Consider the following 21,916-nt stretch of genomic DNA (forward strand, 5'->3'; position numbering starts at 1 on the left):
GAGCGTGGTGCTCATGTCAGCGTCGACTGACACGCCTCATCGATCCGGTCTCGTCGTCGTGGGACTGTGCTTCCTGACGATCGTCTTCGACGGCTACGACCTCATCGTTTACGGCTCGGCGGTGCCGAGCCTGCTGGCCGAACCGGGTTGGGGCCTGGGGCCCGCCCAGGCGGGAGCGATCGGCAGTTACGCCCTCGTGGGCATGCTGGTCGGCGCGCTCAGCGCCGGAGCGCTCACTGACGTGGTCGGGCGCCGCCGGATCATGCTGTCCGGCATCACCTGGTTCTCGGCGATGATGGTGGCCTGCGCGCTGGCGCCGAATCCGGAACTGCTCGGCCTGTTCCGTTTCCTGGCCGGTCTCGGCCTCGGCGGGGTCATCCCGAGCGCGATCGCACTCACCGTCGAGTACGCGCCACGAGGGCGTCGGCAGTTGTACAACGCGCTGATGTTCGTGGGCTACTCGGTCGGCGGTGTGCTGGCCGCCGTGTGTGCGCTGGCCCTGGCGGCCGAGCATGGGTGGCGTCCGCTGATGGCGATCGGTGCCGCGCCGCTGGTGATCGTGCTGCCGCTGGCCTGGTGGTTCCTGCCGGAGTCGGTGGGCTATCTGCTGGCCAAGGGCCGCGAGGACGCCGCGGCGACCCAGGCCCGCCGGTACGGCGTGGACCTCGCCGCGATGCGCGAGGAGCTGAGTGCCGCCAGGTCGGCGCGAGCAGCCGCCGGTCCCCGCGCGTTGTTCGGCAAGGGCAGCCTCACCGCGACCCTGCTGTTCGGTGCCGCGAGCTTCTGCGGGCTGCTGCTGGTCTACGGGCTCAACACCTGGCTGCCGCAGCTGATGCGGCAAGCCGGCTACCCGCTCGGATCGGCGCTGACCTTCCTGCTCGTGCTGAACGTCGGGGCGATCGTCGGTGGCGTGCTGGCCTCCCTGCTGGCGGACCGGTTCGGCCCGAAACCCGTGACCGTCTCGGCGTTCCTGCTCGCCACCGCCTGCCTGGTGGTGCTCAGCCAGCGCGTGGACACCGCCGTGCTGTTCGTGGCGGTGGCGATCGCCGGGCTGGGCAGTGTCGGTACCCAGATCCTGGTCAACGGCTTCGTCGCGGTGCACTACCCGGCCTCGGTGCGGGCGACCGCGCTGGGCTGGGCGCTGGGTGTGGGCCGCGCCGGGGCGATCGTGGGCCCGCTGTTCGGTGGCTGGGTGCTGGCCTCGGGCATCGGCTTCCAGTGGAACTTCTACGGCTTCGCGGTGCCCGCTCTGGTGGGCGCGCTGCTGATCGGCCTCGTTCCGCGCGCGGTGCGCCACAGCGCCGCCGCCGCGGACGACCTCGACCTGACGAAGGAGGAATCGACGACATGACTTCGACCGTTCCCGAGATCACGCCGGAGGAGCAGGCGCAGCTCGACGAGCTCTACGCCGCCTTCGACGCGGCGAGCATGACGCCGCTGTGGACGCAGATCGGCGGCCTGATGCCGACCACCCCACGGCCGGACGCGGTGCCTGCGTTGTGGCGCTGGTCGACACTGCTGCCGCTGGCTGAACGGGCGGGCGAACTCGTTCCGGTCGGGCGTGGCGGAGAGCGCCGCGCGATCGCCTTGACCAACCCGGGGCTGCCCGGCACCCCGTATGCCACTCCGACGCTGTGGGCGGCGATCCAGTACCTCGGTCCGCGTGAGGAGGCTCCGGCGCACCGCCACGTGCAGACGGCGTTCCGTTTCGTGGTCGATGGCGAGGGTGTCTGGACCAACGTGGAGGGTGATCCGGTCGCGATGCGACGCGGTGACCTGCTGCTGACCCCGGGCATGCACTTCCACGAGCACCACAACACCACGGACAAGCCGATGGCGTGGATCGATGGGCTGGACATCCCGCTCGTGCGCTACCTCGACGCCGGCTTCTTCGAGTTCGGACCCGACGAACTGTCCACGAAGGAGACCCCGCGGGCATCGCGCAACGAGCGGCTGTGGGGCCACCCCGGCCTGACCCCGGTCGGCGCACCCGCGCCGAAGGCGTCCCCGCTGATGGCCTACCGCTGGGAGCACACCGACGCGGCGCTGCGCGCACAGCTTGAGCTGGAGGACGAGGGCTACCCCGGCGTCGTCGAACGCGGGCATGCCGTCGTCCGCTTCACCAACCCCGCGACGGCGGGAGACTGCTTGTCCACGATCCGCTGCGAAATGCACCGGTTGCGCGCGGGTACCCGGACCGCCGCGGTGCGCACCGCGGGTTCGGCCGTCTGGCAGGTGTTCGAGGGCGCCGGCGTCGTGACGGTCGGCGAGAAGCGCTACGAGGTGGGCAAGGGCGACCTGTTCGCCGTGCCGTCCTGGGCGCCGCTGTCCTTCGACAGCGAGGCCGGGCTGGACGCCTTCCGCTTCTCCGACGAACCCGTGTTCGAGGCGCTGCGCCTCAACCGCACCGCCCGAGAGGATGTCCGCGCGTGAAGCTCGCGACCATTCGCACCAATACCGGCACCGCCGCCGTGCGGGTCGACGCCGACGCGGCTGTGGAGCTCGGCGCGCCCGACGTGGGCGCGTTCCTGACCCGGCCGGACTGGAAGGCACTCGCGGCGAAGGCGGACGGTCCCCGCCACGACCTGGATGGGCTGGACTACGCCCCGGTGGTTCCACGTCCGGAGAAGATTCTCTGTGTCGGGCTGAACTACCGCACCCACATCCTGGAAATGGGGCGCGAGCTGCCGGCCTACCCCGCGCTGTTCGCGAAGTTCGCCCGCGCCCTGGTAGGCGCGAACGACCCGGTGGTGCTTCCCGCAGGCTCCGAGCAAATGGACTGGGAGGCCGAGCTCGGCGTGGTGATCGGCGCCGAAGTCCGGCACGCGAGCCCGGAACAGGCCGCCGCCGCGATCGCCGGATACACCGTCGTCAACGACGTGACCGCCCGCGACTTCCAGTACCGGTCGGTGGAGTGGCTGCAGGGCAAGACGTTCGAACGCAGCACCCCGGTCGGACCGTGGCTGGTGACCGACGCCCGGCCCGGTGAGATCAGCTGCACCGTCGACGGTGATGTGGTCCAGAAGGCCGACACCGGGGACCTGGTGTTCGACGCGGCGGCCCTGGTCGCCTACATCTCGCAGATCGTCACGCTGGTCCCCGGCGACCTCATCGCCACCGGCACCCCCGGCGGCGTGGGCCACGCCCGCAAGCCTCCGCGCTACCTCGCCGAAGGTTCGAAGATGGTCACGCGCGTCGAGGGCGTCGGTGAGCTGCACAACACGATGATCAAGGAGTTCTGATGCGCGTCGCCGTCGCCGGAGGCGGTCCCGGCGGGCTGTTCTTCGCCACACTGATCCGGCGGGCCGACCCGACCATCGAGGTCACCGTCTTCGAACGCAACCGGGCCGACGACACGTTCGGGTTCGGCGTGGTGTTCTCCGACCGCACCCTGGCCGGAATCCACGAGGCGGACCCGGTGCTGCGCGAGGCACTGACCGAGCACGGCCGGCACTGGGACGAGATCGAGGTGCGCCTCAAGGGCGAGCGGATCCGCTGCGGTGGCAACGGGATGGCCGCCATCGTCCGCAAGACGCTTCTCGCGCTGATGCAGGCGCGGGCCCGGGACGCCGGTGCGGAGCTGCGGTTCTCCACCGAGGTCATACTCGACGACCTGGTCGGCTACGACCTCGTGGTCGCGGCCGACGGAACCGGGTCGAAGATTCGCGAGCAGCTCGACACCGATCTCGGCGCGCGGGTGGAGACCGCGACGGCGAAGTTCATCTGGTTCGGCACCGACTACCTCTTCGACGGGCTGACCTTCGTGCACGAACGCGGCCCGGACGGGGTCTTCGCCGTGCACGGGTACCCGATCTCGCAGGACGTGTCGACGTTCATCGTGGAGACCGACGAGGCGACCTGGCGCCGCGCCGGGCTGGACGAGTTCGACACGTCCCAGCCACCCGGCGTGAGCGACCTGAAGTCCAAGGACTACCTGGAAAAGCTCTTCGCGGACCAGATCGAGGGCAACCGGCTGCTCACCAACAACTCGCGCTGGGGCAACTTCCGCACCCGCCGCACGAAGCGGTGGCACACCCTGAAGCCGCGCCCGGTGGTGCTGCTCGGCGACGCCGTGCACACCGCGCACTTCTCGGTGGGGTCGGGCACGAAAATGGCGATGGAGGACGCGATCGCGCTGTCCCGCGCGCTCACCGAACACCGGAATGACCTCGCCGCGGCACTGGCCGCCTACGAGGAGGCCGCGCAGCCGTCGGTGCGCAAGATCCAGGACTCGGCCCGGCCGAGCCTGGCTTGGTGGGAGCACTTCGGCCAGTACTACGACACCTTCCAGCCGTGGCAGTTCGCCTACCACTTCCTGTCCCGCAGCATCACCGACGCCCGGCTGGCCCGGCGCGCGCCCGACTTCGTCGCGGATACCCATCGGGCCTGGGTGCGCGAGCACGGTGCCGAGCCCCTGCAGACGCCCTTCACCGCGGGCGGCTGGTCCACCCCGGGGCGGCTGGTCGAGGTCGCTGTCGCCGCGGACGGAACCCCGGCTCGCGTTCTGGGCTCCACCGAGCTGCCGCTGCAGCAGGGGGACGGCCCGTGGGGCGCGGCCATCGCGGCGCCGAAGTCCGAAGACGACCTGCCCGCGGTGTACGAAAAGCTGGCCGCGACCTCGGGTTCGCCGGTGCTCGTCGCCGTGTACGGCGGAACACCGCTCACCCGCACCCTGGTGTGCGAGCGCGCCCGGATGGCCGAAGGGATTCCAGCCCTGCTGGTCGATCCCGGCATGGACCGGGACCAGACCGTGACCGCCGTCCTGTCCGGCCGCGCCGACCTGGTCGGAGGTGTCGCGTGACCACCACCCTCCCGGCAGGGGAGCGGACCGCTTCCGCACTGACCCCGATGTTCACTCCCCGCGGCATCGCCGTGGTCGGTGCGTCGAGGACCCCGGGCAAGCTGGGCGCGACGATGGCGCGTTCACTGGCTTCGTTCGCCGACGGCGGCGGGCACCTGGCACTGGTCAACGGCCGCGACGAGACGATGCACCCGTCACTCAGCGCCGCGACCGGGGCGGGCCCGGTTGACCTGGCGATGATCTGCGTCCCGGCTGCCGCGTGTCCCGGTGTACTGGCCGAGGCCACGCAGGCTGGGGTGCGTGCCGCGGTGATCTGCGGTGGCGGGTTCGCCGAAACCGGCGGCGCGGGCGTCGAGCACCAGGAGGCCGTGGCGCAGGTGGTGAGGGAGACCGGGATCCGCGTGCTGGGCCCGAACACGAGCGGGTTCCTGGCGCCGCACGCGGGGGTCACGGCCAGCTTCGTGCCGGGCGTGGCGGGGATTCTCCCGGGCCGGGTCGCGGTGGTGGCGGCCAGCGGCGGTGTCAACCACGCGGTGTCGTTCCTGCTGACCGAGGCTGGCCACGGCATCAGCCTCGCCGTGGGACTGGGCAACGGGGTCGATGTCACCGCACCGGACATCCTGGACTACCTGGCCGGGGATCCGCACACCGGCGCGGTCGCGCTGCACGTCGAGTCGGTCGCCGACGGTCCCCGGCTGGTGGAGTCGGTGCGGCGCCTGGCCCGCACGCGTCCGGTCGTGGCGCTCGTGGTGGGGCAGCACGATGTCGGCGCTTTCGCCGCCTCCCACACCGGCGCGCTGGCAACCTCCTGGCGCACTACCCGCGCGGCGCTGGCGCAGGCGGGGGCGGTGCTGGTGGCCGACGAGCGTGAGCTGGTCGACGCGGTTGGTGCCCTCGCGGTCACGCGCGCCCGGCCCGCGGACGATCCTGGCGTCGGCGTGGTCACCGCGCAGGCCGGCCCCGGCCTGCTGCTGCTCGACGACCTGCGCGGGCGCCGTGCCCGCGTGCCGGAGCTGGGAGAGGAGACCCAGCGCAGGCTAGCGGAGTTGCTGCCGCCGTTGACGTTCCAGCGCAACCCGGTCGACACCGGCAGGCCGGGGCCTGAGCTGGGCGGCATCCTCGCCACCGTCGCGGCCGACCCCGGTGTCGACGTGATCGCCGGGTACGCGCTGCATGAGCCCGACGCCGTCGATCTCGCCCACGCGGCGCGCCAGGGGCTCACCCCGGACGTGCCGGTCGTGTTCGGAGTCGGTGGCAGCGGCGAAGAGGTCACAGCGGAACGCCGGGCACTGCTGGAAGCCGGGATCGCCGTCGCGGCGGACGCGCGTGGTGTCGCTGCGGCGACGGGCGCGCTGCTCGCCGACGCGCGGGCGCGGTCCCGGGACGGTGAAATCACCGTGCCGGTGCCCGTTCCGGCAGGGATCAGTGGTGCCCACGACGAGCACGAGGCCAAGGAGCTGCTCGGCCGCCTCGGCATCGCGACCACCCCTCGCCGGGTGTGCGCCGCCCGGGCGATCGCCCACGCCGCGCTCGCCGAACTCGGCGGCCCGGTCGCGGTGAAGATCCTCGACGCCACCGTGCTGCACAAGACCGAGATCGGCGGCGTGCATCTCAATGTGCGCACCCCCGAGGAGCTGGACACAGCACTGGACGTGCTCGACGCCGCCGGTGCGCGGCAATACCTGGTGGAAGCGATGGCGCCCTCCGGGGTGGACCTGGTGCTCGGCGTCCGACGCGACCCGGTATTCGGGCCGATCGTCCTGTTCGGACTGGGCGGCACCACCTCCGAAGCGCTCGCCGACGTCGCGATCCGGCTCGCGCCGCTCAGCGCCGCCGAGGCCGCGGAGATGCCGGACGACCTGGCCGGCCGCGCGCTCTTGGACGGGTGGCGCGGCGGTCCCGTGCTCGACGCCAAGGAACTGGGCGCGGTGGCGAGCGCTCTCGGGCAACTGCTCGTCGCCAACCCCGCGCTCGACGAGATCGAGATCAATCCGCTGCGGCTGACCCGCGACGGCCTCGTCGCGCTGGACGCCGTGATCATCCCCAGGGAGGCCGACGATGCCCAGCCCGATCAGTGACCACACCGTCCCCTGGCCCGACACCGAGGTCGAGCGCTTCGTCGCGGCCGGTTACTGGGCGGGGGTCCCGCTCGGCGACCTGCTGCGGGAGGTCGCGGAGCACACCCCGGATGCGCCCGCTCTCATGGATGCCGCGGACGGCACTCGCCTGAGCCACGCCGAGCTGAGCGAGCGGGCGGACGCGGCCGCGGTGCGCCTGCTCGACCTGGGGCTCGCCCGCGGCCACCGGCTGATCATGCAGCTGGGCAACGGGTGGGAGTTCGTGGTGCTCACCCTGGCCTGCCTGCGCGCCGGGATCGTGCCGGTGATGGCGCTCACCGCGCACCGCCGCACCGAGCTGACCTACCTCGCCCGCCACGCCGAGGCCACCGCGATCGCCGTACCCGACGTGCTGCGCGACTTCGACCACCAGGTTCTGGCCCACGAGCTGGGCCCGGCGGTGCGGGAAGTGACCGGCGAGGCGTGGCACGTGCTCGTCGCGGGGGAAAACCTCGCCCCTGGCAGCGTGGACCTGCGCGCCCTCTGCGGCCCGAGCACGAATCCGGAAGCCGACCGGGCCCGCCTCACCGGGGCCGAACCGGACAGCCGGGATGTGGCGGTGTTCCTGCTCTCCGGCGGCACCACCGGGCTGCCCAAGCTGATCGCCCGCACCCACGACGACTATGCCTACAACGCCCGCATCTCAGCCGAGTACGCCGCGCTCGGCCCGGACGCGGTCTACCTGGTCAGCTTGCCCGCCGGGCACAACTTCCCGCTGGCCTGCCCGGGCATCCTCGGCACGCTGCTCGCGGGCGGACGGGTCGTCATGCTGCCCTCGCCGGAACCTGTGCGAGCCTTCGCCACGATCGCGGCAGAGGGCGTCACCCACACCGCGGTCGTCCCCGCAGTCGCGGCGCGCTGGCTCGAGCACGCCGCCGAGCACGGCGCCGGTGAGCTGACGAGCCTGCGGGTACTGCAGGTCGGCGGGGCACGGCTGGCCGACAACCTCGCCCGCCGAATCAAGCCCACGCTGGGCACGACGCTGCAGCAGGTGTTCGGCATGGCCGAGGGACTGCTCAACGTCACCCGGCTCGACGATGACGAGGAAATCATCTGCACCACGCAGGGCCGCCCGGTCTCACCCGCCGACGAGGTGCGGCTGGTCGACGCTTTCGACATCGATGTTCCGGCCGGCGAGCCCGGCTCGCTGCTCACCCGCGGCCCCTACACCCCTCGCGGCTACTACAAGGCCGCCGAACAGAACACCCGCGCCTTCACCGCCGACGGCTGGTACCGCTCCGGTGACATTTGCCGGATGACACCAGAGGGCAACCTGATCGTCGAGGGCCGCGACAAGGACATGATCAACCGCGGCGGAGAAAAGATTTCCGCCGAGGAGGTGGAAAACCTCGTCTACCAGCTCCCGTCGGTGCGCCAGGTCGCCGCCGTCGCGATGCCGGACCCGGTGCTCGGGGAGCGGGTGTGCCTCTACGTCGTGCCCAAGCCCGGCGTCACCGTCACGCTGGAGGAGATCCGCGAGTCCATGGAGCGGCTCGGGGTCGCGAAGTTCAAGCTGCCCGAGCACCTGGTGCTGGTCGACGAGCTGAAATCCACCAAGGTGGGCAAGATCGACAAGAAGGCGCTGCGCGCCGACATCGCCGATCGGCTCTCCCCAGGCGTGACAGCATGACCGGACGGCACGACACCGCAGCGACCCTGGTGTGGATGCGCGAGGGCACCGCGCATCTGCTGACGTGCGCGGACAAGCTGGACGACGCCGTGCTCACCGCGCCCAGCCTGCTGCCCAGGTGGACCCGGGCGCACGTGCTCGGGCACGTCGCACGTAATGCCGAAGCCCTCGCGCGGCTCGCCACCTGGGCGCGTACTGGCGTCGAAACCCCCATGTATGCCAATCCGGCGCAGCGGGCGGCCGAGATCGAGGAGTCCGCCGCCCAGCGTCCGGTCACGCTGCGCGCCGAGCTGCTCGCCACCGCCGAGGCCCTCGATTCGGTGCTGGACGCGCTGACGGCGCAGCAGTGGCAGGCGCAGGTGCGCAGTGCGCTCGGGCGGGCCATCCCGGCCGCTGAGATCCCGTGGATGCGCATTCGCGAGGTATGGCTGCACGCTGTCGACCTCGACGCTGGCGCGACCATGGCCGACCTCCCGAACGGCGTGGTCGACCTGCTCCTGGACGACGTCACCACCGCACTGTCCAGGAAAGACGGTTGCCCGTCGGCTCGCCTCGTCCCGTCCGACCGGCCGGGCACATGGCAACTCGGCACGGCACCGGCAGACCACACGATCGAGGCGTCGGCCGCCGACCTGGCCGGCTGGCTGACCGGACGGTTGCAGCGCGAGGACCTGCCCGCGCTGCCCGTCTGGCTGTGACTTGCAGGGACCGAACCGGCAGGAGATGAGGGATCCGATGACCACGATCACCGCGGCCGTGGCGCGCGAGCACCACGCGCCGCTCAGCCTCGAACAGCTCGAACTCGACGACATCCGGAACGACGAGGTCCGCGTCCGGATGGTCGCCACCGGGATTTGCCACACCGACGCCATCGTGCGCGACGGCGTCTACCCGACGCCGTTGCCGGCCGTGCTGGGACACGAAGGTGCCGGCGTCGTCGAGGCGGTCGGCAGCGCGGTCACGACGGTCGTGCCCGGCGACCACGTGGTGTTGTCCGCTGCGTACTGCACGCACTGCCTGCAATGCCGAGCAGGGCGGATGGCCTACTGCGAAAACCTGCTCGCGGAGGACTTCGGCGGGCGCCGCGGCGATGGCACCACCGCGCTGACCGCGGCGGACGGTTCGGCGATCTCCTCGCACTTCTTCGGGCAGTCCTCATTCGGCACGTACGCGAACGTGGTCGAAAGCAGCGTGATCAAGGTCGATCCGGCGGCGCCGCTGGAGGTGCTGGCACCACTGGGCTGCGGCATGCAGACCGGTGCCGGGGCGATCCTCAACGAGCTGCGTCCGCCGGTCGGCTCCTCGGTCGCGGTGACCGGTGCGGGTGCGGTGGGCCTGGCCGCGGTCATGGCTGCCCGCGTCGCCGGCTGCACCACGGTCATCGCTGTCGACCTGCACGAAAACCGCCTGGACCTGGCGAAGGAGGTCGGTGCCACCCACGTGGTCAACGGCGGCCGGGAGGACCTCACGGATGCGCTGATGAGCATCACCGGTGGTGCGGGCGTCAACTACGTCCTCGACACCACGGCGGTCCCGGGCCTGCTCGCCAAGGCGGCCCAGGCGTTGTCGATCCGCGGCACCCTCGCCCTGGTCGGAGCGGCGAAGCCGGGCACCGAGGCGACCTTCGAGATCGGTGCGTCACTGGTGAAGGGCTGGACCTTCAAGACGATCATCCAGGGCAGCTCGGTTCCGCAGCGGTTCATCCCCAAGCTGGTCGAGCTGTGGGAGCAGGGCCGGTTCCCGTTCGACAAACTGATCAAGACCTACCAGCTCGACGAGATCAACACCGCGTTCGCCGACTCCGAGTCCGGAGCCACGGTGAAACCGGTCGTCGTCTACTGAGCTGGGGGATGGCGGACGCGGTCCGCCATCCCCGGGCTCACCGTGGTGCGTACAGCACGATCGTGTTGTTCCACGGGTCGCGGACCACCGCGCGGGTCTCGTGCGGGCCCTCTTCCGGGCCCCGCACGAGGGATCCACCGGCCCGGGTGAACGCGGAGATCGCGGTGGCCAGGTCAGGCACCTTGACCGAGGCCGCGGCGATCCCGCCGGTGATGTCCTCGTCCGGTCCGGTGAGGGCAAGGGTGACCTCGCCCGTCCGCAGAGCCGCGTACCGGTTGGCGTCCGTGAACTTCGCCGGGAAACCCAGCGCGGCCTGGTAGAACGCGACGGCGGTGTCCACGTCGGACACCGGGTGCAGTACCTGGCGCAGGTGGCCTCCCTCGGTCACCGGTAGACCAGCCCGCCGTCGATCAGCGGGGACTGCCCGGTCATGTACTTCGCGTCCGGGCCGGCGAGGTAGGAAACGAACCCCGCGACGTCCTCAGGCGTTTCGGCCCGGCCGAGCGCGATGCCGTCGACGTACTGGGCGTAAGTCGCGCCCGGGGCGGCTCCGGTGTGGCGGGCCATTTCCGCGTCGACCGTCACCCACATGTCGGTGTCCACGACGCCGGGGCAGTACGCATTCACCGTGATCCCGTGCGGTGCGAGTTCCTTGGCCGCGGCCTGGGTGAGCGCGCGGACGGCGAACTTCGTCGCCGAGTACAGGCTCAGCAGCGCGAAACCGTCGTGACCGGCGATCGAGGAAGCGTTGATGATGGTGCCCTTGGTGCCGTGTTCCAGGAACGCCTTGGCCGCCGCCTGGATGCCCCACACCACACCGGCGACGTTGACGTCGACGATCGCGGACAGGTCGTCGTGCGTGACGTCCGTGATCGGCTTGACCTGGACGATGCCCGCGTTGTTCACCACGATCTCCAGCGATCCGAGGTCCTCGCGCGCCTGTGCCACCGCAGCGTGCACCTGCGCGCGGTCGCTCACGTTCGCCACGATCGTGGTGGATTTGCGGCCCAGCGCGGCGACTTCACCGGCCACGCCGGCCAGCTTGTCCTCGTTGAGGTCCACCAGCGCGACGTCGGCGCCGTCCGCGGCGAGGCGGAGCGCGATGGCCCGCCCGATTCCCTGCGCGGCGCCGGTTACCAGTGCCACGGTTCCTTCGATGGCGCCCATGGGGCTCCTTTCACTCGTCGTCGAGATGCTGTCGTGGAGTGTGGCCGACACGGGCGGGGGCCGGGTGTTCATTTCTGGGACGGCCGCGGGAGTGTGCCAGAAACGAACACCCGCCGCGGCCGGCGCCGTGTGACAGTGGTCGCAGCAAGCCGGTGAACCAGCAAAGGAGCTGACATGGCGCTGAAGTTCGGCACCTTCATGGCCCCGTTCCACTGTCCGGTGGGCCAGGACCCGACCGCGGCCTACGAACGCGACATGGATGTCATCAAGCACATGGACAAGCTGGGCTTCGAGGAGGCCTGGATCGGGGAGCACCACTCGTGTGGACATGAGCTGATCCCGGACCCGATGATCTTCATCGCGTGGGCGGCCAAGCAGACCGAGCACATCAAGCTCGGCACTGGTGTGGTCTCGTTGCCCTACCACAACCCCCTGTGGGTGGCCGACCGCGCGCTGTTCCTGGACCGCCTGCTGCGCGGCCGGTTCATGCTCGGTCTCGGTCCTGGCGCGCTGCCCACGGACGCGACGATGATCGGCATCACCCTGGAGGAGCAGCGGACCGCCTTCGAGGAGGACGTAGACGTCCTGATGGCGATTCTGCGCGGCGAGAAGGTCACCGCTAAGACACCGCGCTACAACCTCGTCGACGCCCAGACCCAGTACTCGCCCTACAGTGACTTCGACATCACCGTCGCCGCGATCGCGTCGCCGACCGGACCCAGGGCGGCGGCGAAGAACGGCATCAACCTGCTGTCCGTGGGTGCGACCGCGAAGGGCGGTTTCGACGCGCTCGCCCTGCATTGGGACGTCATGGAGGAGCGCGCCCCGCAGTTCGGGCACACTCCCGACCGCGGCAAGTGGCGGCTGTGCGGGCCGATGCACCTCGCTGAGACGCGCGAGCAGGCCATCGAGGACGTCCGCTATGGGCTCGATGCCTGGTGCGACTACACGCAGAACGTTCTCGCCGCGCCGCATTTCCGTGCTGCGGGTAGCACGTTCGAGGAGCGGGTGGCGTGGGTCAACGATTCCGGGCTCGGGGTCATCGGCACGGTGGACGACGCGATCGCCCAGGTCGAACGGCTGGAAAAGCAGTCCGGTGGTTTCGGCTCCTACCTGCTGATCCACCACGAGTGGGCCCGCCACGAGGCGACGCTGAAGAGCTACGAGCTGTTCGCCAACCACGTCAAGCCGCGTTTCCAGGGCAGCACCGATCGGCTGGCGGCAGCGCGGGACTACGCCGTGTCGCGCTGGAGCGAGCTGGACAAGCGGTCCGGCGACGCGATCGCGGCCGCGACGGAGCGACACGCCAAGGAACGCGCTAACGCCGGCTGATAAGCCCGGTCACGGAAGGAGCACGCCGATGGTCAGCGTCGACCCGGCTAGGACCGCCGTCCTCATCCTCGATCTGCAGAACGAAGTCATTCACGAAAACGGGGCGTTCGGCGGGTCCGGCGCCGCCGCCCACGCCAAACAGCGCAACGTAGTCGGGAACGCCGCACGTCTCGCGAAGGCTGCCCGCGCCGCGCGAGCGCCGGTGATCCACGTTCACCACCAGCGCTCCGTCGGCGCGGACAACGGTGCCGACTCCAAGCAGAACGCCCCGTTGTGGCGGGACATGGCCGAAGCCGATGCGATGGGCACCGGGTGGGGCGCCGCCCCGCACGAGGGCATCGAGCCGCTGCCGGGGGACACCGTGGTGCACAAGCAGCGCGTGAGCGCCTTCTACGGCACCTCCCTGGACATCAAGCTGCGCGGCCTCGGGGTGGAGAAGGTCCTGGTGAGCGGGGCACTGACCAACCTCTCCGTCGAGAGCACGATCCGGTACGGGGCCGATCTCGGCTACGAAATGGTGCTCGTCGAGGACGCCTGCTCGTCCTTCGACGACACCTGGCACCGCGCGGCCGTCGACTTCGCCGTCACCCACCTCGGGGAAGTCGCGACAGTCGACGAAATCGTGGCGGCGTTCGACGTGGCACGGTAGCCGGGAAGGCGTAGGTCTGAGTGTCATGATCGACGACGATCGCGAATGGCTCGAGGGCGCGGGCGGACGGTCCCGGGTGGCCCGCCCGGAGATCGTGGACTCCTGGCGGCGCTGTCGCTTGAGCGGGGTCAACCCGGACGACGTGACGGTCGTGCCGGGCGAACCTTGCCTGGACAGCCGGATCGCGCGCGTCGCGATCCCCGTCCTGAGCGCGATGGCGGACATCATGATCGGTGCCAACACGAGTCTGCTGCTGAGCGCACCGGACGGCACGATGTTGTGGCGCTGGTCCGAGGACAGCCGGCTGGCCGCCCTGCTCGACCGCCGGTCGGCGGTGGTGGGCACCCGGTGGAACGAGGACATCATCGGCACCAACGGTCTGGGTACCGCTTTGGAGACCACCCGGCCGATCGTCGTCAACGGCGCCGAACACTTCAGCGAGGCGTTGCACGCCTTCACCTGCGCGGGGGCGCCGATCCGGCACCCGGTCACGCGCCGGGTCGCCGGGGTACTCAGCGTGACAAGCCTCGTCGAGGACGCGAGCCCGCTGATGGCACCCACCTTGCTGAAGCTGGCCCGCGAAGTGGAGGAGCAGCTCTACAGCGAGAGCACGGTCCGCGAACGTGAGCTGCTCCACCACTTCCTGGCCGAGCGCCGTCGCGGCCGCAACGCGGTCGTGGCGGTGAACGAAGACGTCGTCATCGCGAACAAGGCCGGGGCCCGGCTCCAAGTGGATCACCGTGCACTGTGGAACCAGGTGGAAGCCGGGGTCCGCGACAGCGCAAATCTCGAGCTTGATGTCGCCGACGGCACCGGCCCGGTCCAGTGGCACACCATCGAGCACGCCGGTTCGGTGGTCGGTCTCGTGATCGTCGCCGAGCCCACCGAGCCCAGCCGCCCCGTCCCGCGACGCGCGACGACCGACGTCGACGCTCCACGGACTCCCCGATGGCCGCAGCTGGCTGGTCTGCTCCGAGAATTCGCGCGGGGGTGCGATCGATTGATCGTGGCAGGCGAGACCGGAGCCGGCAAGCGCACGCTGCTGAACGAGACGTTCGGACCGGTCGAGGAACTCGACTGTGCCGCGGCGGAGGAGATCGGCAGCGAAACCTGGCTCGGCCTCGCCCGCTCGACGCTGGTTCGTGACCGGACCTCCGGCCCGGTGATGCTCGCACATCTGGAAGCGCTCGGCGCACCGACCTGTCGCGCGCTCGGCCGGATCCTCGACGCGGTACCGCGGTCCGATGGCCCGTTGGCGGTCGCCGCGACCTGGAATCCGCCAGGTGGCGAACCTGAGCCGGCGGTGAGGGCCCTGCTCGACCGGTTCGCGGCGGAGCCGTTCGAGGTGCCACCACTGCGCAAACGCCCGGACGACGTGATGCGGCGACTCGTCGGCCAAGGCCCCGGTATGCCGGTGCTCTCGGCCGAGGCAGCCGAGCGGGTGCGGGTGCACCCCTGGCCGGGCAACCACCGTCAGCTGGAGGAGTTCCGGCGTTGGCTGAGCCGGCAGAACCGTCCGGTCCTCGACGTCGGTGATCTGCCGCCGGGCTGGTCGAGAGAGGCTGCCCGTGCCCGGCTGACCACGATCCAGGCCGCCGAAGCCGACGCCATCGCGGATGCCCTGCGCCTCCACGACGGCAACAAGGCCGCGGCTGCCTCACACCTCGGCATCTCCCGATCGTCGCTCTACCGCAAGATGCGCGAATACCGCCTGCGCTGATGTCACCAGGCGCGTCCGTTCATACCTCTGTGGAGTAAACATGACTTCAAACGCCCCGACTTTCGGTCTGTGGTACGACTTTCGCAACCCGGCACAGTGGCGGCAGCCGCTGGGGGCGCTGTACCGCGACTCGATCGACCAGGCCGTGTGGGCCGAGCAGCTTGGCTTCGGGTCCGCCTGGCTGAGCGAGCACCACTTCGCCGAAGACGACTACGCCTCTTCGCCGCTGACCGTGGCCGCCGCGCTGGGGGCTCGCACGACGACGATGCGGATCGGCACCAACATCGTCGTCGCCGGTTTGCACGAGCCAGTGCGGCTGGCGGAGGACGCCGCGGCGCTGTCCCTGATGTCCGGCGGCCGGTTCGACCTGGGTGTCGGCCTCGGGTACCGGGAGGCCGAGTTCACCGCATTTGGCCGCCGCGTGAAACAGCGGCCGAGCCTGCTGGAAGACAGCATCGCGGTCATCCGGCGGGCGTGGAGCGGTTCGACGGAACCGTTCGAGGGCAAGCGGTTCGCCTATCCCGGCCTACCGGTGACGCCCCTGCCGGAAGTCACACCGCGGCTGCTGATCGGCGCGCAGTCGGAGCCAGGGATCGACCGCGCCGCTCGCGTCGGCGACGGCGTCATCACCCTGTCCAACGACCACTGCCAGGTCTACCTCGACGCGGTCCGGCGGCACGGCGGGAACCTCGACGAGGCCCGCATCTACGCCAGCCAGTGGGCCATCGTGGCGGAGGACCCGGAGCGGGTGTGGGCGCAGATATCCGACCACGTGCTGTACCAGCTCAACAAGTACATCGAATGGGGCTCGTTCGAGGGCCCGAACCAGCCTTCGCAGTTCGCCGACGCGCAAGCCGTTCTCGATGCCGGCGCGTACCGCTTGATGGACGCCTCGATGGCGGTCGACGAGCTCGTGACACTGGCCACCACCTACCCGCAGATCCGCGACTTCCACTACTGGGCCCAGTATCCCGGCGAGAGCGTGGAGTCCGGGTCGGCGCGGATCCAGTACCTTGCCGACAAGGTCATCCCCGAGGTCACCCGGAAGCTGGCTGATCGCCCATGACGGCTTTGGAGGAGGTCACGAGCGGGGAGCAGCTGCGGCGTGTCTTCGGCTGCTTCCCCTCGGGGGTGACCGCGCTGTGTGCACTCGTCGACGGCGTGCCGGTCGGCATGGCCGCGAGCTCTTTCACGTCCGTGTCGGTGGCGCCGCCGCTGGTGTCGGTCTGCATTCAGAACAGCTCGTCGACCTGGCCGAAGCTGCGCCATCGCGCCCGCCTCGGACTGAGCGTGCTCGCCGAGAGCCAGGACCAGGCCTGTTTACGACTGTCCGCAAAGGAGGGTGACCGTTTCGCCGGAGTTCGCTGGGAGGCCAGTGCCGACGCCAGCGTGTTCGTGCACGACGCCAGCGCCTGGCTGGACTGCTCCCTTCACGCCGAGGTTCCGGCCGGGGATCACACGATCGCCCTGCTCGAGATCCACGCGCTGTGGGCTGCGCCGGACACTCCGCCACTGATCTTCCATGGTAGCCGGTTCCGCCGGCTGGCTGCTCTCTGACAAGGAACCCCCGTGACACCGACATCCACCTCCGAACGCCTCCGCCGCGCGAGCGCCCAGGTCGCCGCGGGCCGCCCCGTCGTGCTGGTCGGCGACGACGGCGAAGGCAACCTCGTGTTCGCCGCCTCACTGGCCACTGCCGCCCTGGTCGGGTTCACCGTCCGGCACACGTCGGGGTTCGTTCGCGTCGCCCTGACCGGGGACGCGTGCGAGCGGCTGGACCTGCCGCCGATCTACCGCCGCGGCGACCGGGCGATGCGCGTGACCGTCGACCACGTGGAGACCGGTACTGGGATCTCGGGAGCCGACCGTGCGCGCACCATCGCCGCTCTCGCCGCCCCGGAGTCGGTGGCCGAGGACTTTTCCCGTCCCGGGCACGTGGTCCCGGTGCGCGCGGCCGACAGCGGGGTTGCGGGGAAGCGGGGAACCGCGGAAGCCGCACTCGACCTGGCCCGCCTGGCCGGGCTCCCACCGGCTGCCGCGTTCTGCGAGATCGTGTCGGTCGACCGCCCCCTGCACCTGTCCTGCGGTGACGAGCCGGCCTTCTTCGCCGCCGAGCACGGGCTGGCGCTGGTCGCCACGGCGGATCTGGCCGCCCGCTGTGGCGAGGTGCGGCGGTCCGCCTGAGCGCACCTACGCCCGGTCGAGGAACTTCCCGACGACAGCGTTGAACACGGGCGGGTTCTCCAGGAACGGGAGGTGGGAGCTGGCGACGTCGGCGGGGAAGATCCGGACCTCGGCGCCCGGGATCCTCTCGGCGACGAAGCGCTGGGAGGCCGGATTGACGTGGCTGCCCTCGCACCCGATGACGAGGGTGGGGACGTCGATGCGGGGCAGGAGGTCCCGCCAGTCGTGCAGGCCGTGGTTCCACAGCAGTGCAACACCGGCGTGGGCGGGCAGGGTCCGCATGGCTTCGACCACGAGGTTCAGGACCGCGGGGTCCGGTGGCCGACCGAACGCGCCCCGGGCGAAGGCGTGGATGGCGGACTCCCGCTGTGGCCCGCCGAGTTCCAGCAGCGTCGACGAGAGCGTCACCGGAGCGAAGAGGGCACCGCTTTCGGTCCGCTCCTGCTCGGACATGCCGGGTGCGGTGGACACGGCGGCGGGCTGGTCCACGGCGACGAACCGGCGGAGGCGTCCGGTGCCGTGCTGGTCGATGTAACTGCACCACACCGACACGCCCATCGACCAGCCGAAGGCGTCCACGCGCTCGGCTCCGAGGTGGGCGAGCAATTCGTGCACGTCACTCGCGAGCCGTGCGATGCGATACCCGTGCCGGGGTTTGTCGGACGCGCCTTGGCCCCGCAGGTCAAGGGGGATCACACGGCGACCGACGGCGAGGCCGGTGAATTGGTGGCGGAACAGGATCTGGCTGCGGCCCCACCCGTGGAGCATCACGAGCGGGGGCGTGTCGCCGTCGGCGGGTCCGCTGTCCTGGTAGGCCAGTTCCACGCCGTCGCGAGTGGTGAACCGGTGCATCGTCGGTGCCTCGCTCAGAGATCGTGCGATCCGTCGGGACGACGCTAACGGCCAAGATCGGCACTGGTCCAACACCGGATGGCTATCTGGTCATACCCCGGCCGTATCACTGGGGAACCGTGACCAGCACCCGGCCCCGCCCGCCGGCGTCCACCCGCTCGTGGGCCTGGGCGATGTCCGCCAGCGGGTAGCGTTGGCCGACCTCGACGGTGAGTGCGCCGACGGCCGCCGCGGCGGTGAGGTCGCGGGCGGCTTGCCGCTTCGCCTCGGCGGGGAAGTCGTCGCTGCCGAGCAGGCGCAGGGTGACGTTGGCGAACAGCAAGGGCCAGAATGGGATCTCGGTGCGATCGGTGCGCGTGGCGTAGGCGGCAATGACGCCGTCGTTGGCGAGGATGGCGGTGTCCAGGTCGGCGTTGTCGGACAGGGACACCTCGATGACCCGGTCCACCCCCTTGGGCGCGTGTGCGCGGATGGCCGCGACGGGATCGTCCTGGTCAAGCGCCACCGCGCGACCATCCACACGGGCCAGATCGGCGCTCCGCCGCACGGTGCCGATCACGGTCGCGCCGGCCCAGCGGGCGAGTTGCGCGGCCAGCGAGCCGACTCCGCCGAGGACGCCGTGGACCAGCACGACCTTGCCGTCCACCGGGCCGTCGGTGAACACGGTGCGATGCGCGGTGATTCCGGGGATGCCCAGACTCGCGCCGAGGTCGTCACCGAGGTGGTCTGGCAGCGGCACGGCCTGATCGGAGGGCACGACGGTGTACTGGGCCGCTGTCCCGAAGGGACGGTAGGACTGGGCGCCGTACACCCATACGCGCTGACCGGATCGCCGCGGGTCGACACCGTCCCCGACGGCGTCGACGACACCGGCGGCGTCGCTGTGCGGAATCACCCGCGGGTAGGGCATGGTCGAGCCCAGCCAGCCGCGTCGCTTCTTGGTGTCGCCCGGGTTGACGCTCGAGACCGACACCCGGACACGCACCTCGCCCGGGCCGGGGGCGGGATCGGGAAGATCGCCGACGCGCAGCACGTCGGCGGCCGCGCCCTGCCGTTCGTAGAAGGATGCGAGCATGACGGTACCTCCTGATCAGTCGGCCGGACCGAGGGTTTCGCGGAGCCAGGCGATTTCGGCGCGGCTGGTGGCGCGGGCGATCCGCAGCATGCCGCGGCGGTACGGATCGTCGATGTCGTTGCTGCGCAGCGGTCGGTCGCCGTCGTAGAAGAAGCTCGCGGGCTCTTCGAGGAACCGCAGGCGTCGTCGCAGCACCGCGTGCTGTTCGGCGACGTTGGGCAGCAGGGCGAGGAACGCGAGAATCGTCATGAACCGGCTCGGATCGGTGATCTCGTGGTCGGCCGGGTCCCGCAAACGCTCGAGCAGGTCCGAGTGCCCGGCCGCGGTCAGGTTCAGCACGTACCGCGCGGCACCCGCGCCCGGTTCTGCCCGGCGCTCCAGCAGCCCAGCCTTCTCCAGCCGTTTGATGGCCGGGTAGAGGCTGCCGTCGCTGACCGGCCGGGTGTACCCGGACAGCTGCGCCACGCGGCGGCGCAGCTCGTAGCCGTGCAGCGGGCCTTCGGCGAGGAAGCCGAGGATGGCGAGTTCGAGCATGGGTCCATCATGCCATAGGACACATCGATTCGATGTGTACCTCGGTTCGAGGTTAGGGTGGTCTCGTCTCCGACAACGCTACCCAGACCGCCCCGCTGCCGAGGGCGTCGATCGTCGTGGCCGCGTTCTCGACCGTGGTCGAGTGGTACGACTTCACGCTCTACCTGTTCCTGGCCACCGTGCTCTCCCGGGTGTTCTTCGGGCCGGGCGCGGAGTCGCTGCTTGCGACCCTGGCTCTCTTCGCGGTCTCGTACGTGATGCGCACGCTGGGCGCCCTCGTCTTCGGGTACGTGGGGGACCGGTTCGGGCGCCGCCCGGTGCTGCTGGCATCGATGACGCTGATGACAGCGGCCATGACGGCGACGGCGCTGCTGCCGACCCAGGAGCAGATCGGCCCGGGTGCCGCGATTCCGCTGCTGGTCCTCCGCTGCGCGATGGGGTTCTCCGTCGGCGGTGAGTACACGGGCGTGATGACCTACCTGGTCGAAGGCGCGCCGCCCGGGCGGCGCGGGCTGGTGACGTCCCTCGCCTCGGCCGCGAGCGAGATCGGTGCGCTGCTGGCCGTCGGCGTGTCCGCGGTCACCGTGGGGGTCCTGGGCTCGCGTTCCCTGGATTCGTGGGGGTGGCGCGTTCCGTTCCTCGTCGGCGCGGTTCTCGCGGCCGGCACCCTTCTCGCGCGGTCGAGTATGCGGGAGTCCCCGGCATTCGAAGGCATGCCGCGTCAGCGCACGCCGTTGCGGTGGACGCTGCGGACCCAGCGGCCCGCCCTTTATCGCACGTTCGCGATCTCGGCCCTGGGCTCCATCACCTACTACGTCGGGGTCACCTACGTGCCTACCTATCTGACATCGGTGGGAGGTTTCGGCGAGGCTGACGCGTTGTGGCCGTCGACTGTCGCGTCGGTGGCGGTCATCGTCGTGACGCCACTTGCCGGGCACCTGGCGGACCGCATCGGGCGGCGGCCGACGCTGGTGGTGCTGGCCGGCGCGGCCTTGGTCCTGCCGTTGTCGATGTTCGCCCTGATGTCCGGCGGTCGACCGGGATCAGCGCTGATCGGAGCCGTCGTGCTGGCTCTGGTGGCCGGCGGAGTCAGTGCGGTAGGCGCGTCAGCGAGCCCGGAGCAGTTCCCGGTCGCGGGGCGGCTCAGCGGGCTGGCCGTGGGCACGGTCGCCACCACGATCTTCGGCGGTCTGACGCCATACGCGTCCCAGGCTGTGGTCGACTCCACCGGGTGGGGGCTGGTTCCCGGCGCGATGGTGGCTGTCATAGCCCTCGTGGTGTTGCCGGTGCTGTGGCGGTTGCCGGAGACGGCGCCGGCGTGGACCACCGGCGCCGTCTCCGGGATCACCGCTCCATGAGCTCGGCGGCGCGGGCGATCGCCTTGCGGATCCGCGGGTAAGTACCGCACCGGCAGACGTTCTCGATCTCGTCGATCTCGGCGTCGGTCGGCTGCCCGGACTTCGCCAGCAGCGCCACGGCCGTCATGATCTGCCCAGGCTGGCAGTACCCGCACTGCGGGACGTCCTGCTCGAGCCACGCCTGCTGCACCGGGTGGAGCCGGTCGCCGTCGGCCAGCCCCTCGATCGTGGTGACCTTGCGGCCGGCTGCGGTGGAGACCTTCACCGAGCAGGGCCGGATGGCCTCGCCGTCGAGCAGGCTGGTGCACGCCTTGCAGACGTTGATCCCGCAGCCGTATTTGGGACCGGAGATGCCCAGCATGTCGCGCAGCACCCACAGCAGGGGCATGTCCTCGGGAGCGTCGACGGTGAAGGACTTGCCGTTGACTTCGATGGTGTAGTGGGGCATCGGTGGCCTTTCAGACGAGCGGCGGCGCGGGCAGAGCGCCGGGCGGGAACGGGGTGAAGTCGACGTCAAAGACCAACGGGAAGCTGCGCGGCTTGATACCGGTGGCGGCGGCGTAGGCGTTGGCGATCGCCGCGGACGGGGCGGTGATGCCGACCTCCCCGGCACCGCCCACCCGGTCACCGGCACCGGGCATGATGTGGATCTGGC

The 21,916-nt window shown here is 70.7% G+C and carries 22 protein-coding genes; 15 read left to right on the plus strand and 7 right to left on the minus strand.

Annotated features, from left to right (window positions below; all coding sequences use genetic code 11):
• The first annotated feature begins 13 nt into the window (after nt 1–13).
• From ABZ215_RS33050 to ABZ215_RS33085, 8 genes are read left to right on the plus strand one after another with little or no spacing between them, the layout of a single operon-like run.
• A complete protein-coding gene (locus ABZ215_RS33050; RefSeq protein WP_354954154.1) occupies nt 14–1,351 on the plus strand; it encodes an aromatic acid/H+ symport family MFS transporter in 1,338 nt (445 codons plus the stop codon).
• Nucleotides 1,348–2,433 (plus strand): cupin domain-containing protein, encoded by a 1,086-nt coding sequence (locus ABZ215_RS33055; protein WP_354954156.1) that lies wholly within the window; start codon nt 1,348–1,350, stop codon nt 2,431–2,433. The genes ABZ215_RS33050 and ABZ215_RS33055 overlap by 4 nt, the downstream gene beginning before the upstream one ends.
• Nucleotides 2,430–3,242, plus strand: a complete 813-nt coding sequence (locus tag ABZ215_RS33060) for a fumarylacetoacetate hydrolase family protein (RefSeq protein ID WP_354954158.1) — start codon at nt 2,430–2,432, stop codon at nt 3,240–3,242. Before ABZ215_RS33055 ends, ABZ215_RS33060 begins: the two co-directional genes overlap by 4 nt.
• Nucleotides 3,242–4,801 (plus strand): FAD-dependent monooxygenase, encoded by a 1,560-nt coding sequence (locus ABZ215_RS33065; protein WP_354954160.1) that lies wholly within the window; start codon nt 3,242–3,244, stop codon nt 4,799–4,801. Before ABZ215_RS33060 ends, ABZ215_RS33065 begins: the two co-directional genes overlap by 1 nt.
• Entirely contained in the window at nt 4,798–6,879 is a 2,082-nt protein-coding gene (locus ABZ215_RS33070; protein ID WP_354954162.1) for an acetate--CoA ligase family protein, read from the plus strand. The genes ABZ215_RS33065 and ABZ215_RS33070 overlap by 4 nt, the downstream gene beginning before the upstream one ends.
• Nucleotides 6,860–8,548, plus strand: a complete 1,689-nt coding sequence (locus ABZ215_RS33075) for an AMP-binding protein (protein ID WP_354954164.1) — start codon at nt 6,860–6,862, stop codon at nt 8,546–8,548. Before ABZ215_RS33070 ends, ABZ215_RS33075 begins: the two co-directional genes overlap by 20 nt.
• Nucleotides 8,545–9,246, plus strand: a complete 702-nt coding sequence (locus tag ABZ215_RS33080) for a maleylpyruvate isomerase family mycothiol-dependent enzyme (protein WP_354954166.1) — start codon at nt 8,545–8,547, stop codon at nt 9,244–9,246. Before ABZ215_RS33075 ends, ABZ215_RS33080 begins: the two co-directional genes overlap by 4 nt.
• Before the next feature lie 37 nt (nt 9,247–9,283).
• Nucleotides 9,284–10,390, plus strand: a complete 1,107-nt coding sequence (locus ABZ215_RS33085) for an NAD(P)-dependent alcohol dehydrogenase (RefSeq protein ID WP_354954168.1) — start codon at nt 9,284–9,286, stop codon at nt 10,388–10,390.
• A gap of 37 nt (nt 10,391–10,427) precedes the next feature.
• Here ABZ215_RS33085 and ABZ215_RS33090 read toward each other — a convergent pair whose 3' ends face one another.
• Both ABZ215_RS33090 and ABZ215_RS33095 read right to left on the minus strand, forming a co-directional pair.
• Complete coding sequence (locus ABZ215_RS33090; protein ID WP_354954170.1) at nt 10,428–10,778, minus strand: VOC family protein; 351 nt, start codon at nt 10,776–10,778, stop codon at nt 10,428–10,430.
• A complete protein-coding gene (locus ABZ215_RS33095) occupies nt 10,775–11,557 on the minus strand; it encodes an acetoin reductase (protein WP_354954172.1) in 783 nt (260 codons plus the stop codon). The genes ABZ215_RS33090 and ABZ215_RS33095 overlap by 4 nt, the downstream gene beginning before the upstream one ends.
• A 174-nt stretch (nt 11,558–11,731) precedes the next feature.
• Here ABZ215_RS33095 and ABZ215_RS33100 point away from each other — a divergent pair, with 174 nt between their 5' ends.
• The 6 genes from ABZ215_RS33100 to ABZ215_RS33125 are packed head-to-tail and all read left to right on the plus strand — an operon-like array spanning nt 11,732 to nt 17,442.
• On the plus strand, nt 11,732–12,889 hold the full coding sequence (locus ABZ215_RS33100; RefSeq protein ID WP_354954174.1) for an LLM class flavin-dependent oxidoreductase: 1,158 nt from the start codon (nt 11,732–11,734) through the stop codon (nt 12,887–12,889).
• Between the two features lie 28 nt (nt 12,890–12,917).
• Nucleotides 12,918–13,538, plus strand: coding sequence for a cysteine hydrolase (locus ABZ215_RS33105; protein WP_354954176.1), 621 nt, complete (start codon nt 12,918–12,920; stop codon nt 13,536–13,538).
• 25 nt (nt 13,539–13,563) lie between these two features.
• Complete coding sequence (locus tag ABZ215_RS33110) at nt 13,564–15,258, plus strand: helix-turn-helix domain-containing protein (RefSeq protein ID WP_354954178.1); 1,695 nt, start codon at nt 13,564–13,566, stop codon at nt 15,256–15,258.
• A gap of 40 nt (nt 15,259–15,298) precedes the next feature.
• A complete protein-coding gene (locus tag ABZ215_RS33115; RefSeq protein ID WP_354954180.1) occupies nt 15,299–16,324 on the plus strand; it encodes an LLM class flavin-dependent oxidoreductase in 1,026 nt (341 codons plus the stop codon).
• Nucleotides 16,321–16,815: a flavin reductase family protein gene (locus ABZ215_RS33120; protein ID WP_354954182.1), complete on the plus strand. Its 495-nt coding sequence runs from the start codon at nt 16,321–16,323 to the stop codon at nt 16,813–16,815. The genes ABZ215_RS33115 and ABZ215_RS33120 overlap by 4 nt, the downstream gene beginning before the upstream one ends.
• A 12-nt stretch (nt 16,816–16,827) precedes the next feature.
• A complete protein-coding gene (locus ABZ215_RS33125; protein WP_354954184.1) occupies nt 16,828–17,442 on the plus strand; it encodes a 3,4-dihydroxy-2-butanone-4-phosphate synthase in 615 nt (204 codons plus the stop codon).
• A 6-nt stretch (nt 17,443–17,448) separates the two neighbouring features.
• Here ABZ215_RS33125 and ABZ215_RS33130 read toward each other — a convergent pair whose 3' ends face one another.
• The 3 genes from ABZ215_RS33130 to ABZ215_RS33140 all read right to left on the minus strand — a co-directional run bounded on the left by ABZ215_RS33130 (nt 17,449) and on the right by ABZ215_RS33140 (nt 19,903).
• Nucleotides 17,449–18,294 carry an alpha/beta hydrolase gene (locus tag ABZ215_RS33130; protein WP_354954186.1) on the minus strand — a complete coding sequence of 282 codons (846 nt, stop codon included), beginning with the start codon at nt 18,292–18,294 and terminating at the stop codon, nt 17,449–17,451.
• 106 nt (nt 18,295–18,400) lie between these two features.
• Nucleotides 18,401–19,369, minus strand: a complete 969-nt coding sequence (locus ABZ215_RS33135) for an NADPH:quinone reductase (RefSeq protein WP_354954188.1) — start codon at nt 19,367–19,369, stop codon at nt 18,401–18,403.
• 15 nt (nt 19,370–19,384) lie between these two features.
• Nucleotides 19,385–19,903: a PadR family transcriptional regulator gene (locus tag ABZ215_RS33140; RefSeq protein WP_354954190.1), complete on the minus strand. Its 519-nt coding sequence runs from the start codon at nt 19,901–19,903 to the stop codon at nt 19,385–19,387.
• Nucleotides 19,904–20,019: 116 nt separating this feature from the next.
• On the opposite strand from ABZ215_RS33140, the gene ABZ215_RS33145 reads away from it, so the two are divergent.
• Nucleotides 20,020–21,261, plus strand: coding sequence for an MFS transporter (locus ABZ215_RS33145; protein ID WP_354954192.1), 1,242 nt, complete (start codon nt 20,020–20,022; stop codon nt 21,259–21,261).
• Here ABZ215_RS33145 and ABZ215_RS33150 read toward each other — a convergent pair.
• Together ABZ215_RS33150 and ABZ215_RS33155 are read right to left on the minus strand one after the other, a co-directional pair.
• Nucleotides 21,248–21,709 (minus strand): (2Fe-2S)-binding protein, encoded by a 462-nt coding sequence (locus ABZ215_RS33150; RefSeq protein ID WP_354954194.1) that lies wholly within the window; start codon nt 21,707–21,709, stop codon nt 21,248–21,250. The genes ABZ215_RS33145 and ABZ215_RS33150 overlap by 14 nt on opposite strands.
• Nucleotides 21,710–21,719: 10 nt before the next feature.
• On the minus strand, nt 21,720–21,916 hold a 197-nt coding region (locus ABZ215_RS33155), incomplete at its 5' end, for a hypothetical protein (protein WP_354954196.1).

The sequence above is a fragment of the Amycolatopsis sp. NPDC006131 genome (assembly GCF_040614175.1).
In the GTDB taxonomy this organism is placed as follows: Bacteria; Actinomycetota; Actinomycetes; order Mycobacteriales; family Pseudonocardiaceae; genus Amycolatopsis_E; species Amycolatopsis_E tucumanensis.

What these genes read in the sequence shown, in the direction of transcription:
- ABZ215_RS33050 (WP_354954154.1), top strand. Translation starts at nt 14, where the DNA reads ATGTCAGCGTCGACTGACACGCCTCATCGATCCGGTCTCGTCGTCGTG.
- ABZ215_RS33055 (WP_354954156.1), top strand. Translation starts at nt 1,348, where the DNA reads ATGACTTCGACCGTTCCCGAGATCACGCCGGAGGAGCAGGCGCAGCTC.
- ABZ215_RS33065 (WP_354954160.1), top strand. Translation starts at nt 3,242, where the DNA reads ATGCGCGTCGCCGTCGCCGGAGGCGGTCCCGGCGGGCTGTTCTTCGCC.
- ABZ215_RS33075 (WP_354954164.1), top strand. Translation starts at nt 6,860, where the DNA reads ATGCCCAGCCCGATCAGTGACCACACCGTCCCCTGGCCCGACACCGAG.
- ABZ215_RS33080 (WP_354954166.1), top strand. Translation starts at nt 8,545, where the DNA reads ATGACCGGACGGCACGACACCGCAGCGACCCTGGTGTGGATGCGCGAG.
- ABZ215_RS33085 (WP_354954168.1), top strand. Translation starts at nt 9,284, where the DNA reads ATGACCACGATCACCGCGGCCGTGGCGCGCGAGCACCACGCGCCGCTC.
- ABZ215_RS33095 (WP_354954172.1), bottom strand. Translation starts at nt 11,557, where the DNA reads ATGGGCGCCATCGAAGGAACCGTGGCACTGGTAACCGGCGCCGCGCAG.
- ABZ215_RS33100 (WP_354954174.1), top strand. Translation starts at nt 11,732, where the DNA reads ATGGCGCTGAAGTTCGGCACCTTCATGGCCCCGTTCCACTGTCCGGTG.
- ABZ215_RS33105 (WP_354954176.1), top strand. Translation starts at nt 12,918, where the DNA reads ATGGTCAGCGTCGACCCGGCTAGGACCGCCGTCCTCATCCTCGATCTG.
- ABZ215_RS33110 (WP_354954178.1), top strand. Translation starts at nt 13,564, where the DNA reads ATGATCGACGACGATCGCGAATGGCTCGAGGGCGCGGGCGGACGGTCC.
- ABZ215_RS33115 (WP_354954180.1), top strand. Translation starts at nt 15,299, where the DNA reads ATGACTTCAAACGCCCCGACTTTCGGTCTGTGGTACGACTTTCGCAAC.
- ABZ215_RS33120 (WP_354954182.1), top strand. Translation starts at nt 16,321, where the DNA reads ATGACGGCTTTGGAGGAGGTCACGAGCGGGGAGCAGCTGCGGCGTGTC.
- ABZ215_RS33130 (WP_354954186.1), bottom strand. Translation starts at nt 18,294, where the DNA reads ATGCACCGGTTCACCACTCGCGACGGCGTGGAACTGGCCTACCAGGAC.
- ABZ215_RS33135 (WP_354954188.1), bottom strand. Translation starts at nt 19,369, where the DNA reads ATGCTCGCATCCTTCTACGAACGGCAGGGCGCGGCCGCCGACGTGCTG.
- ABZ215_RS33140 (WP_354954190.1), bottom strand. Translation starts at nt 19,903, where the DNA reads ATGCTCGAACTCGCCATCCTCGGCTTCCTCGCCGAAGGCCCGCTGCAC.
- ABZ215_RS33150 (WP_354954194.1), bottom strand. Translation starts at nt 21,709, where the DNA reads ATGCCCCACTACACCATCGAAGTCAACGGCAAGTCCTTCACCGTCGAC.